This is a genomic window from Pseudoalteromonas sp. McH1-7, from assembly GCF_013366255.1.
In the GTDB taxonomy this organism is placed as follows: Bacteria; Pseudomonadota; Gammaproteobacteria; order Enterobacterales; family Alteromonadaceae; genus Pseudoalteromonas; species Pseudoalteromonas peptidolytica.
Genome location: NZ_JABWPQ010000010.1, coordinates 144337 through 157745, shown reverse-complemented (window position 1 = coordinate 157745; position 13409 = coordinate 144337). Strand labels below are relative to the sequence as shown.

The 13409-nt window shown below is 44.3% G+C and carries 9 protein-coding genes; all 9 read right to left on the bottom strand.

Features of this window, described 5'->3' with window-relative positions; genetic code table 11:
• Nucleotides 1-105: 105 nt before the first annotated feature.
• The gene (locus tag HUZ36_RS09340) at nt 106-1005 is read right to left on the bottom strand and encodes an SMP-30/gluconolactonase/LRE family protein (protein WP_176032677.1); all 900 of its coding nucleotides are present in this window, start codon (nt 1003-1005) and stop codon (nt 106-108) included.
• An 11-nt stretch (nt 1006-1016) separates the two neighbouring features.
• The gene (locus HUZ36_RS09335; protein WP_254879524.1) at nt 1017-3407 is read right to left on the bottom strand and encodes a family 20 glycosylhydrolase; all 2391 of its coding nucleotides are present in this window, start codon (nt 3405-3407) and stop codon (nt 1017-1019) included.
• Nucleotides 3391-4371, bottom strand: a complete 981-nt coding sequence (locus HUZ36_RS09330) for a sugar kinase (RefSeq protein ID WP_176032676.1) — start codon at nt 4369-4371, stop codon at nt 3391-3393. Before HUZ36_RS09330 ends, HUZ36_RS09335 begins: the two co-directional genes overlap by 17 nt.
• Complete coding sequence (locus HUZ36_RS09325) at nt 4368-5798, bottom strand: sodium:solute symporter family protein (RefSeq protein ID WP_176032675.1); 1431 nt, start codon at nt 5796-5798, stop codon at nt 4368-4370. The genes HUZ36_RS09330 and HUZ36_RS09325 overlap by 4 nt, the downstream gene beginning before the upstream one ends.
• Nucleotides 5799-5826: 28 nt before the next feature.
• Complete coding sequence (locus HUZ36_RS09320; RefSeq protein WP_176032674.1) at nt 5827-6219, bottom strand: RidA family protein; 393 nt, start codon at nt 6217-6219, stop codon at nt 5827-5829.
• Nucleotides 6220-6247: 28 nt separating this feature from the next.
• Nucleotides 6248-7708 (bottom strand): N-acyl-D-amino-acid deacylase family protein, encoded by a 1461-nt coding sequence (locus tag HUZ36_RS09315; protein WP_176032673.1) that lies wholly within the window; start codon nt 7706-7708, stop codon nt 6248-6250.
• Nucleotides 7708-8580 (bottom strand): MurR/RpiR family transcriptional regulator, encoded by an 873-nt coding sequence (locus tag HUZ36_RS09310; protein ID WP_176032672.1) that lies wholly within the window; start codon nt 8578-8580, stop codon nt 7708-7710. The genes HUZ36_RS09315 and HUZ36_RS09310 overlap by 1 nt, the downstream gene beginning before the upstream one ends.
• A 62-nt stretch (nt 8581-8642) precedes the next feature.
• Nucleotides 8643-9872 (bottom strand): alanine racemase, encoded by a 1230-nt coding sequence (locus HUZ36_RS09305; RefSeq protein ID WP_176032671.1) that lies wholly within the window; start codon nt 9870-9872, stop codon nt 8643-8645.
• 44 nt (nt 9873-9916) lie between these two features.
• Complete coding sequence (locus HUZ36_RS09300; RefSeq protein WP_176032670.1) at nt 9917-13135, bottom strand: TonB-dependent receptor; 3219 nt, start codon at nt 13133-13135, stop codon at nt 9917-9919.
• Nucleotides 13136-13409: the final 274 nt, after the last annotated feature.

The window sequence follows — 13409 nt, the reverse complement described above, 5'->3', positions numbered from 1 at the left end:
AAATTTTGCTATTTAGTTGTTCTAAATGAGAAATTTTTAACACTGTTAGCGTCAGATTTACTCCTTCAAATTGAGCACGTATTAAGTCAAATTGGTATAACCCCATTATCTTTCACGACCTGCAAACTCAACTTCGGCCATCTCAATGGCTCCACGTTTTTGCATCGTAATAAATAAACGCTTGCCATTGTTACCGCCAAAAGCAACATTGGTTGGGTGTTTGCCTGTCAATTTAATTTCTTTAAGTAATTCACCCTCTGGTGAGGCTACAGCAATAACACCTGCACCGTAACGAGCAATGTAGAGATTGCCTTGGTTATCTGCACGCATGCCATCCAAACCAAAATCATTAAACGTAATCAATAGTTTCTTGTTACTGATATTACCTTGTTCATCTATGTCATAGCGCCACACTTTGCGTTGTACGCTTTCGTTCACGTACAGGGTTTTATTATCAGGACTGACTTCTATGCCATTCGTCGTCCCCATACCCGCTTCGAGTAAAGTTACTTCTCCTGTCGTGTTTATACGCCATAAATTCCCGCTGCTGGCTTGCCAGTTTGGATCACTGGCAAACAGAATGCCATTATCCATAATCGCAAGATCATTTGGTTGGTTCATGCCATCATGGTGTGCAAATAGACTCACAAATTCTGATAAATCACCGCCTTGTTTGAGCGCGCTACTGGTGACTTTCAGAATATTGTGGTTGATGTAATCAGCAATATACATGTTCCCTTCTTTATCAAAACGAATACCATTACCAATAGAGCCATTTTTGAATGTCAGTAGCGTTTCTACTTGACCCTTTGCCGTTACCTTGCCAATACTTCCTTGTTGTTGATAGTTCACCGCATACAACACTCCTGCGCTGTCAACCGCGGGGCCTTCAATACCTTGCGTAAACACGCCATCAACGATCCAGTCCTCGGTATCTGCATTTGTATTGGCTATCACACAGCCGCTGCTTTGTAGTAACAAAAAGCTCAACAAAATTTTTTTCATGATGTTCCTATTCAATGCTTATTTACTGATTGGCAATGAAGATAGAGCGTTCGCATCGGATAAATACCGGTAATGACGATTTCATCCGTCAAGCTCTGTAATGCCAATAACTGTTGATTTAAGTTCGAAGTTTGTGAAGGTTGTAAAGCCCCTTTACACTCCTCCAGCACGTGTTGGCTAAGCTCAATCAATTGCAATACCTTGAGCGCAGTTGCGTGTACTTCAGTCAGTTCAGGGCTATGCCGTAATAAGCTTGCATCCTGTAGCTTCATTTGCCAGTGTTGTAACTGCTTCTCAATTTGGACTAATGCAGCGACATCTCCTGCAACATACCGTGTAACTAATTGGTCAAGTTCTCGGACTTGACGACTTTCAACGCCAAGATAGTCAACAAACCGATTGAGTGGTGCTATTTGATGATATTCGTCCTGTAAAAATTTAATATGATGACGTGTGTAGTAGTGACTTGGCTCAACAATCTGTGCAATATGGGTAAGTAACTCAAGTGTTTTAATACGCTCTGACTCACCTAGTGTTGTGCTAATTAGTGAGTTAAAACCCAAGCGCTGTTGCACTTTATGCTTAAGCCCAATAACGCGATGCGAAAAGTCACTAATATGCTCGAGCCGTAAATACATGGCGTCGCTATCAGTGAGGCTTTGTGCAGACCATAAACGTTCAGCGATAACAAAAAGCCGTGGCCAAATTCTGACATCAAGATTATGCTCAATAACCATTTCGCTCCAAATTGTCGCTTCTCCCCCTAAAATCAGGGCATGATTATCACGACTAAGTGAGGCCGACACATTTACAGGGGCAGGGTTACTTATGCTTGCAATAGTCAGAGGGTAGCGGCTGTTACCTATCATGACTGCACCGCTGTTTATGGTTCGGTTAAACTCAAATTGTAGTGGCCCCATCCAGCTGTCCATCGTCGCGATAAATTGCTGTGTCTCACGTGTGATTGGTTTATCCGTTTTAACCAATTGGTGCAGATTGCTATTTAGCTTGATCAGCACCTGCTCACCCAACACCACCAACTCTCCTTCAATTGCGCTGCCTTTTAAGCGTGGAACAGTAAAGGTAAAACTCATCACACGTGGCTGTGTGAGGTTAATTTGCGGTTTTTCTGGTAACGGATCGTTACGGTAGTGGAATGACGAATACTGGGGTTGATCGATATAAAAACCCGTTGACAATATGCCTGCATACCCAGCTTTTGCTACTGTATTTAACGAGTCATGACCGCGCCACGACTGTACTAAAATATCTTTAGGCAGTGCGGGGTGAAAAATTTCATCCCACCCCATCATCGTTCGCTGATATTTGGCGATTAGCTTTTGTACACGTATATTAAAGTAGTTTTGAAGATCATGGCCGTTTTTTAACTGATGCTGCAACATCATCGCCTGTATTTCACTATTTTCAAGCCAATGCGCAGGCTCAACTTCATCACCGCCAATGTGAAGGTAACTATCAGGAAATAAACTCACCATTTCAGCCAGTAAGTTATCAATAAATACATACACTTCAGGGTTAGCAATATTGAGTAACGGTTTGAAAACGCCCCAGTGGCGTTCCATCTCATATGATTTAACCTTGGCCATTAACTTAGGATACGCCACGGCTATAGCGCTCGCATGACCAGGCATGCCAAATTCGGGCACCACGCGAATACCTAAAAGGCTCGCGTACTCAATTACTTCCTTAACTTCAGATTGGCGGTAATAGAGCCCATCAGAGGCCATTTTGGTTAGCTTCGGGAACACCTTGCTTTCTATACGCCAACCTTGGTCGTCAGTTAAATGCCAATGTAATACATTCAGTTTTGCAGCAGCCATGCCATCAAGTTGGCGCTTTATAGTTGCAATTGGCATAAAGTGACGAACGCTATCAATCAGCAGGCCTCGCCAAGTAAAGCGCGGAGCATCTGAAATACTGGTATAGGGAAACGACAGCGGGTTGAGAGGATCCCCCGTCGCCAGTTGCAGTATGCTTGAGATGCCGTGTTGCGCCCCAAAAACTGATGTTGCCAATAGGGTTATCCCATTTTTATCTATGTTTAGCGTGTAGTCTTCTGGCATCCCCAGTTGAGGCATGTTTAATTGGGTTTCAGCCTGTTTTACACGAATAGTTAAATCTGCTTTCTCCCCCTCAACAACGCGTAAAGCAATAGGCTTTCCTGCAATACGCTCAAAGTATTGCGCTACTCTAGCAAGCTGAAACGCTTTTCTCTGTGATCCAAAACCATGAACTGCTATTTTTACTTCGCTGTTGAGCGTGAGTGTGCCTGTGCCCATTTCGATTTGTTTTGGCATCGGCATAAGTGGCAGTGGCGCTGCCGCTACTGCAAATATGGGTAACAATATGCTAAATAGGATAATACTAAAGGGCATTTTCATAATGACATTCCTGCGTCTCTAGGCTCGGTAGTAAGTGCTCAGGGATCAGCGCACCGTGATGTTGAATAACCTTAGCCGCCACTCGGTGAGCAAAACGCGCAGCTGAACGCAGCTCAGTGCCTAACAGCCACTGTGCCATAAACCCACCAGCAAATGCGTCTCCAGCGCCACAGGTATCTAGAATAAACGCTGGCTTTATATGTTGCGCTGCAATATAAATGACTGGAGTATCATTAGAAGAAACCAATAGACATGGCTTTGCGCCTTGACGTATGACTAAAATTTGCGGCTGCATGCTTCGTTGTTGGTGCAAAGATATAATGTCATTGACGCCTTGCGTGCCGTATACGGCATATTCATCCTCATCGGTCAAAAATGCAATATCTACTAGTGGCATCAGAGCCAAATAGCTCTGCTTTGCCTCAGAGCTAGGCCACAGCGCCTGGCGGTAATTATTATCAAAAAATATCATGCCACCGGCTTCTTTAAACATGGCTAATGCTTGGAATAAACATCGCCTTTGTGAATCACATAAAATGGCAAGACTTACCCCTGAGAGGTAAATCGCATCAACCTGTTTATCTTGTAGTGCTTGTATGAGGCGTTGATCTCTATTGAAATACGCTTTTACTGGGCTTTTATCGCGGGCAAAGGTAAAACGCCTTTCACCATTATTATCAAGAGATATCCAATATTCACCCAAACGACTTTCTGGTGTGACTATAATATAATCTTGATTAATATGAGCGGCTGATAGCATCGCGGTCAAATCAGCACTGGCACCGTCGGTGCCCAAAGCAGTAGCATAACTTACTGTGATTTCGTCATGTTTGACTTGTCTGAGTAATTGCGCCAAATACCAAGCGGTATTAAAAGTGTCGCCACCAAACGCAGTCACCCCATCAGCATTGTGCTCCACCATACATTCACCAAAAAAGACTATCCGTTTTATCATTGACTTCATGAGGTTACTTTTACCTCTTCTGACAACTCGGCGTTTCTTGGTTTGGTCACTATGCTCGTCAATACCCCAAATAGTAGCGCACTACACAACGCCGGAATAATTGGGTTACCAAAAAAAGCCAACCAGCTGTCATTCGCCCCCACAAGCAACGTAGCAATAAAACCAGCAAGTAAAGTGGCCAAACTACCTTGCCAGGTATAGCTTTTCCAAAAGCGCCCTAACACTCCCATCACACAAAGCCCAGCCAATACAAGCGAAATCATCTTGGTGATATAGCTGATGATATTATTTGATAACACCGCAATAAATAATGCCAAAAAGACTGTAATCAACATGGCTATTTTTGATGTTAGTAGCAAGTTGCGCGGCGTAATATTACTTTTATACCACGCTAAATAGATGTCAGAGACCAATACACTCACACCAGCAACTGCATCTGAACTGGCACTCGACAGCGTTGCAGAAATCCCCGCCAGCAAAATTAAACCACCTATCAGTACGGGCATCGCCGTCAACGCTAAATAAGGAAAGGCAAACGCAGGGTTATCTAAATTCGCGTTCACGGCATAGGCTCCTATCCCTATCACCGCAGGAATAAGCGAAAACCCTAAATAAAGCACTCCTGAGATAAAAAATGATGTACGAATACTCGCTATACTTTTAGCCGAATAGATCCGCTGGCGAAACGAGGGGGTTGCTAAGACGCCAACCAGCACTGCAAGCGCCATGGAGATTGCTGGCAACATACCTATGTTTTGATATGAAAATAGCCCCGCATCTTTGGCAACAGTCACATTGGTTAAACTTTGCCAGCCGCCTACCACGTCAACAACAAAATAACTCATTAGCAAAAAGCCTGAGAATAAAATAATGGCTTGAATGGCATCCGTCCATACTACTGCAGAATACCCACCTAAGGTCACATAAACGGCAAGTCCTATCCCAATAATGAGCTTAGCACTGGTTTCATCAAGTCCTGTTAACCAAGCAAGGTACATGCCTCCACCAATTAAATGTGCGCCCAACCAACCAACGCTGGCAGCATAAATCAATATTGCTAGTATTTTTTTAACCATTTGATGGTTACCAACATAACTTGCCAACTCCTCACTCATCGTTGCAAAGCGCTCAGCCCTGACTGGAGCAAATAACCAGGCAAGTAATAAAATTCCCATTGCTCCACCAACTCCATAAAGCGTGCCTGCCCAGCCATGTTGATAAGCAAACCCTACCGCTCCCATCGATGAGCCAGTGCCAACCATAGTGGCAACGGTTGTACCTAATGTCAGTAATAGTGGCACTTTACGCCCAGCCAATAAGTAGTCACTATTTGAACGTTGCCATCGCGATGTCAACCAGCTCACTATTATCATCACCGACAAGTACAACAGAAAAATAAGCAAATACATTTGCTGGTTATCCATCATCTCTTCCCTCTTGTGCAGCTTTGTATGGCTACGCCTGCTTATCTTTATAACAAGTAACGTCAACCTCTACTTTGCAATCCACGACCAAATCAGCCACCATACAAATCCGTGCAGGAGGGTGTGCTGAAAAGTACTCAGCAAAGATCTTATTAAAAGATTGGAAGTATCTTGCATCCGTTAATATCACCGACACATGAGTGACATGCTCAAGGCCATAGCCTGCTTCAGTCATAATCGTGATGCAGTTTTCAATCGCTAGGCGTGACTGCTCAACGATCCCGCCTTCGACAACTTCCCCATCTCGCATCGGTGTTTGCCCTGAAACCTGAAGCCAACCACCAGCCTCAACTGCTCGTGCAAAGGGTAAATGTTGCCCTCCGGTTCCTGTACCGCCCTCAGCACCTATTCTTCTTATTGTCATATTAACCTCTTGATGATTTTAATGAGTTTTAACGATTTAAAAATCGCCCTGCACGACCAAATTCGCAGATGTTATCTAGTGTCGTGCCTTCCACATAGCTAAGGGTACCGTTCACCCACACTTTCACTATCCCTGTCGCCAGTTGTTTTGGGTTGCTGTAGCTTGCTCGATCTAACACCCGCTTGGGATCAAACAAAACCAGATCAGCAAAGTAACCCGTTTGTATACTGCCACGTTGTTTTAACTTAAAGCGGGCAGCTGGCAGCGCTGTCATTTTATGGATGGCCAATGCCAGCGGCAGCGACTTTTGCTCTCTACAATAATGTCCAAGTACTCGGGGAAACGTCCCCCAAAGCCTTGGATGAGGATGAGGATCGCAGGGTAAGCCGTCAGAGCCAACCATACTGTGCTCGTAACTTAGAAATTGCCGCACATCATCTTCCAACATACAATGATACACCGCCCCTGCGGGTTGCAGACGTTTTGCGGCGTCAAGTTGCGATACTTGCCAATGCAAGGCTATGTCTGCCAAGCTCTGCTGTGCCAGCTCAGGGTACGGCTCAGACCAAGTAATAAAAATATCCGTATCACCTGTCACTTGATTTAGATCTAAAGTGCTAGCGCTTGCGGCATAAGGATAACAATCACAGCTTATTTGATCGGTTTGCCGATGTTGCTCAAAATGGGCTAAAACTTCAGGCGCTCTTCCCCAATTTTCTTGGCCTGCACATTTAATATGTGAAATAACTAGCGGTAACTTGGCATGCTGAGCTGTTGAAAACGCCTCATCCATTGCCCGCAGCACCCCCTGAAACTCTGTACGCAGATGTGTGGTATAGATGCCACCAAATGGTGTAACAACCTCGGCCAGTGCGTTGACTTCGGCTTTATCTGCTCCTTTGGCATTATAGTAAGCAAGCCCAGTGCTAAGACCTATTGCCCCTTGCATCATTGCCTTGTGCAATAAGTCTTTCATCTGATTAATTTCTTGTGTCGTGGCAGCGTGAGATAGGTCATCCATTACCTGCGCCCTTAGTGTGGTATGTCCAACTAGCATGGCCAAATTCACACTTGGCGCAGCCTCACTGAAAGCCCGCTGATAATCCTTTAGTTCACAGTAGACAAACTCAGCGCCTTCACCTAGAAGGTTAATTGGGTCTACGGGTGTAGAAGTTGGACTATAAGGCACAGCACTGATCCCGCAGTTTCCAGCAATAACCGTAGTCACACCTTGACTTACCTTGCTTAGCATGTGCGGCGCTCGCAGTACCTCAAGATCATCATGAGTATGCACATCAATGAAACCGGGTGCCAACACTAATCCCATGGCATCAATATACTCTCTTGCAATAACATGAGCACAATCACCTAAAGCAACAATTTTATCTCCATCAATGGCAACATCGACTATCTGCGCCTTTGAGTGTGGCGTAAAGTAAACCGTTGCACGCTGAATAAGAGTATCCACATAGTTGGAAGCGCCAGTCATTAATCCCCCAATGGAAAACGTTTATCTGCCGGTGGTGAGTTACTACTTTTATCTCTATGTTGATCTAGCTGAGTCTTTAATCGTCTGAGCTTCTCCCTTGAGCGCTTTTGATTACGAATAGCAACTTCGCTTGATAGAATATCTATCGCAGCCATCATGGCATAACGTGCCGCGCTCGGTTTGAAGATATAATCACTTTCTTGGGTTTTGATTGGTAAATGGTGATCAGCTATATTCGCTAAATCACCGTTCGGACAAATTGCGATAATTTGCGCACCATATTCTTTCGCTATCAAGGCGGCATCTCTCACATCAGGAGAGACGCCACTTAGCGATAAACAAATCACCACATCTCCTTTGTTTACCGTCGCAGCAACCATGCGCATCATCATCGGGTCGCAATGGGCATTACTGAGCACGTCTAAACGAAATAATCGATTTTGACACTCTTGTGCCATCAAGCTACTGCCACCGCCAACACCAAAAATGAGGCAATGACGTGTCGCACAAATTATCTCACTGGCTTGCTCTACCGTTGCTTCGTCGATTAATCCAGCATTGAGGGTCAAAATCTCTTGGATCGAGGTATAAACCTGAGAGATTTTTTCTTTTTCGATAGGCTCAGCACTCGTAAAGCGCTCTCCAATTGCCGCTGATTGCGTAAGCTTAAATTTAAGGTCACGTACGTTATGACACCCTAAACTACGTGCAAGGCGTGTAATACTGGCATGACTCACCTGCGCTTTTTCAGCTAACTCACCAATAGTAGCGCTCGCTGCAAAGGTCAATTCAGCCAAAATCAACCGTGCGACTTTCTCTTCAGCCGGACTAAAATGACCCAAACCTTCTTTAATTTTGCTAATAATATCCACTACGTCGCCTTATACCATTTGTCTTAATACTTACTCAATTTGAAGGAGTAATTGGGTATTAATTAAAAATAGGTTGAAATAGTATGAGTGATCACCCAGTCCTGCTCAACGACGCCAATTTCCCGCCATTTATCGAAAGTAAGGCAAGGGTGGGATGTTGAAAAACAAATCATATCGCCCACTGCCACTTCACATTCAGACTGCACACTGACCAGCGCATGTTGATCCATGATTTTTTCCACTTTAAGCGCGCCATTTATCTCTCGGAGCTGCTTTGCGTTTACAGAATACATCAGCTCAGGGGTTGGCATGCCAGCATCAAAAGCCACATCTCTTTTGCCCAGTCCAACGATTATCATGTTCGGCTCAGGTGTAGAAAGTACGTATGCCCAAATGCTTAAACTTGACTGCAAACTATCACCGATATCGCATGCAAGCTGGGATCGCGACAATACCGCATGTTGAGCATCCTGATAGATACCAGTATCGTGAATTAGGTAGCAACCCGGGCGCAGTACCAACTGAAATTGCTCAGCATATGGACTTTGATTAAAAGTACTTGCCACAACATCGTACCATGCAGAGCCTGCGCCCGAGATGATAGGCAAGGCCTCTGAAAACACACCTTGCTGCTGTAATTTCTTCGCCGTTTTCATCACCGCATCAACAAATTGCTGGATTTGCTCCTTGGCATCATCGCCATGGATCACTCCTTCATAAAATCCAATGCCTGCAATATTTAAATAAGGATAAACTTGGCATGCTTCAGCTAGCTTCCCTAACGTCTTAAGATCACGCCAACCAGCACGCCCTCCCATCACACCCACTTCCAATAAAATGGAAAGGCGCACCGAGTATGCACTAGAAAACGCCCCAAGCGCTTGGGCATTGTTAATAGAGTCCACAAAACAATAGAGTTCAACGTCAGTATCACGGAGCATGTTTGCAACTTGTTTAAAGTGGTACAAGCCGACAAGTTGGTTTGCTAAGATCACCCGCTGCACTTTGGCAGCGACGGCCACAGATAGCTGCGCTACCGTGGCTACGGTAATAGCCCACGCACCGTGGGCTATTTGCAACTCAAATAACTCTGGAGACATTGTTGTTTTACCATGAGGAGCTAAAAGGGCTCCACTTGCTTGGGTAAACTGTGCCATCCAATGGGCATTATGGGTTATTGCCTGCTGCCTAACTACCGCAACAGGCAAACTGACTTCTTCAGCCAAAATATCCCATCCTCTACCGTTTAGCTTGTCTAGATCTCCAGAGCCCTTTGTCATTACTCTCTTCATTGAGTTAGCTTCCTACTTAGCTCATACCAATCCAGGCCACAGCGTTAAAAAGTGGCACGTACACTTAAAGCAAAGCGTCTGTCGGTGGTGAAGTTGAGCGCTTGTGTCTTAGTACCACTCTGATCCATCTGATATTTAGTTTTGGTCTCTGTGTCCAAAATATTGCTAGCCTCAAAGCCAACTTTCCAATTATCGTTAATGGTGTAGTAGAGACTTGCATCTACCATCGCTGACGCCTCTGCGTATGCTGGTACATACTCTTCGGACTCTCTGAGTGTTAATAAGTATTCTGAGCGCCATGTGTAAGCAAGACGAAATGAAATGTCTTCATATTCGTACATACCAATGATATTGAAGTTTTGATCTGAGTATCCCTGTAGCGGCAAACCACTAAAAACCCTAAACGTATTACGGTTATCATCTAGCGGGTTGCCATCTTCGTCAAACCCTAGCGTGCCTTTCGATATTTCGTTTGGATCTTCCAAACCGTTTTGATCGATATAAGTGAAATTAAATTGTAGCCCTAGACCGCTCCACGCACCCGGTAACATGTCGTAAAATTGCGAGTAAGAAAACTCTACCCCTTTGATAGTGCCTGAGCCAGTATTGGCAGGGCCATAGGCTGATACATTGTATTCTTCACTGCCATAAGACACGTCAAGGTCGAACGCTCGGTCACGAATAATGTTATCTAATTTTTTGTGGAATAATCCCAAAGTCACGTATCCTGCGGAAGCAAAATACCACTCAGTGGTTAAATCTGTATTAATCGCTTCTTCAGGTTCAATATTTGGATTACCAGAAAGCGCCGTCAGGTTTATATCATCCAGCCCGACAATAGGGTTTGTGCCCTCATCGTAATCTGCACCAGGCGTCTGTAGCACAGGTACATAATCCAAGTTAAGAATACTAATATTTCTTGCCGCTACTAGGCTTGGATAATACAAAGCTTTTGACGCACCAAAGCGCACTACTACATCTTCGGACACGCCAAAACTAAGGTTTAAACTGGGTAACACTGCGCTGTAGTCAGTACCATCCACCGTACTCAGTTCCGACTCACCTCCAGCAATGTCGTAATAGCGCTTGTATTGCGGTTGCTGCATCACGTTATTTAATGAACTGCCCTCTGCTCCTCGCTTAATTAATGCTGGTTGAACCAATGCACCTGTTGACTCCAACTGGTAGTTTACGTAACGCAGACCAACATTACCGACAACTGAAATACCTTGAAACTCAATGTCAAAGTCACCGCGAACATAAAACTCTGTGCGCTTCTCGTTCGTTGCACTGATATTATAGGCAGCAAAAGGTCCCTCTACTCGATTAGGTTTATCTTCATAAGGAACATAAGTGCCAGAACATACCCCATTATTTGCCGCACTAATGGTGGCATTATGCCAGCCCTCACGACACCCTTGGCGTAAAGATGCCGCATAATTCTTTACCAGCTCCATTCGAGGAAATAAAAAGTCATTGACCGTACCCATGAGTACTTTCCCATCGTAATAATCTGAAAAGTCAACACGTTCAAATAACTCAGGACGATTAACAGCAGCTGCCGCATTACGATCATCTTGGATCCATGGTGTACCAATGGCAGACCAGCCTTCATAGGCGGTATCACGAACGGTTAAGTCTTTATCTGACATATAAAAACCTGAACTTACACTGGTAAAGTGACCATCAAGTTCATATTTAAAATCTAATTTAAAGCTATCTGACTCTGCCGTATTTCGCTCAACCTGCTCCATGCCACTGCCTAAAAAGACGTTAGGCACAGGTCCGTTCCAATCTTCATTCGGTGACCAGCCAGCAGTGAGCAGGTTATCACTTAGAAACTCTACGGTAGGTCTTGAACCACGCATATCTAGGAAGTAAGGCGCAACAACATGAACATGATTGCCTCGGGTCTGTCCTGACATACTGTAGTTTTGTACGTCTTTATCAGAGTCGATGCGTTGATAGTCAAACTCTACCGTTAACCTGTCTATTGGTTTTAGGGTTAACTTAAATGAGGTGTCTTTGACTGTATTTTCATTATAGTTCCAGCGGCTACGGTAAAAAAATGGAGTTTCTGGACTCACACCTAACGCAATGCCCGATGTCACAAAGCCACCTTCGGTGGTAAGTGGGAAGCCATTTTCCACATCGTCCATCCAATTTTGTGACGAGCCCATATAACTTTTAAATCCTTGCGCCGCTTGGCCTATTTGACGTTCATTCCATTCAAGCGATGCCTCAGAATAAATATGCTCTATGGTTGCAACAATGGTTTCATCAGCGTTTGCCCACTGTAGCGATGACGTAACACCTGTTCTTTTGCGGTCATTCGTCGCAGTGCTCATATGTATAGCGACAGGCACATGCCAAACGCTACCTTCAGGTTGCCCAGGCAAAGCGGGGCCATCTACAGGAGATGAGGGGTCAACGCCTATTATGCCACCCCATTGATCTAAGGTAGGAACAAAGGAATCCTCTCGGGAGTGGAAATTACCTAAGCCAACACCATCGCCTCGAGTTTGATATTCTGATGTAGAAGCCGCAATAAGAAACCCAAATTTGCCCCCATTGGTTTCCCAACTATCTGAGAAAAGTGCAGAAAATGAGGGAGTTACTTCATCTCTAAAATCGCCATAGTTCGCTTTTGCATTAAAGGAAATAAGCTGCTCATCAGAGTCAAATGGTTTACGTGTAATGAGGTTTACCGTGCCGGATATACCACCGGAGATCAGATCCGCAGTTTGGTTTTTAACCACTTCTACCGCACCGAGTAGCTCGGCAGGAAAATCTTCATAACTTAACCCTCCTGAGGGATTGGCACTAAAAGCATCTCTGCCATTCACCTCAGATCGAACTCTATCCAAACCCCGAACCAATACGCCAGTACCTTCATCAGCATAATGCTTAGGGTCATCTGATGATGCAAATCGCTCTATGGTCACACCGGGAACTCGTTGTAATGCCTCTGTCACTGATTTATCGGGTAATGCACCAATATCTGAAGCTGTGATTACATCCTTTACGGTGTCAGCAAAACGCTTGATGTTTTGCGCACTATTAATGCTACCTCGGATCCCACGCACTTCGATAACTTCAATAGCTTCGTTTTGCGACCCAATACTGACATCGCTGTCATTTTTTGCCGCAGTTTCAGCGAGAACCCAAAAAGGAGTAAGTCCAAATAATATGGAGGATACAGCGACACTCAACTTACTACGCTTTGGGTTGTGTTTACCAATATCAGTGACTAGGTTTGACATTTTATTGTTCCTTTTCTTTTTTTAAACCAGTAGCAGAGCCGTTATTAATATTGCGACTCTGAGAAACTTAAAACTGCGGTACGTGCTACCAAGGCTGCGCAGCGAGTGTTACTTACTAACACAAAAAATAAATCTTATTGTTACTTTTTAACATTTCAGTGCAAAAAGTAAACTGCTGTTTTGTATTAATATAGGAAAAAACCTCTATCACATTGAAAAATAAAAGGTTAAAATTAATTACAAATTAACAGCGATAGAATAGCAATCGAGCCTT

Bases quoted from the DNA above. Each gene is read 5' to 3' on its own strand.
- HUZ36_RS09315 (WP_176032673.1), bottom strand. From the start codon at position 7,708: ATGACTGGCGCTTCCAACTATGTGGATACTCTTATTCAGCGTGCAACG.
- HUZ36_RS09340 (WP_176032677.1), bottom strand. From the start codon at position 1,005: ATGAAAAAAATTTTGTTGAGCTTTTTGTTACTACAAAGCAGCGGCTGT.
- HUZ36_RS09325 (WP_176032675.1), bottom strand. From the start codon at position 5,798: ATGATGGATAACCAGCAAATGTATTTGCTTATTTTTCTGTTGTACTTG.
- HUZ36_RS09330 (WP_176032676.1), bottom strand. From the start codon at position 4,371: ATGAAGTCAATGATAAAACGGATAGTCTTTTTTGGTGAATGTATGGTG.
- HUZ36_RS09305 (WP_176032671.1), bottom strand. From the start codon at position 9,872: ATGAAGAGAGTAATGACAAAGGGCTCTGGAGATCTAGACAAGCTAAAC.
- HUZ36_RS09300 (WP_176032670.1), bottom strand. From the start codon at position 13,135: ATGTCAAACCTAGTCACTGATATTGGTAAACACAACCCAAAGCGTAGT.
- HUZ36_RS09320 (WP_176032674.1), bottom strand. From the start codon at position 6,219: ATGACAATAAGAAGAATAGGTGCTGAGGGCGGTACAGGAACCGGAGGG.
- HUZ36_RS09335 (WP_254879524.1), bottom strand. From the start codon at position 3,407: ATGAAAATGCCCTTTAGTATTATCCTATTTAGCATATTGTTACCCATA.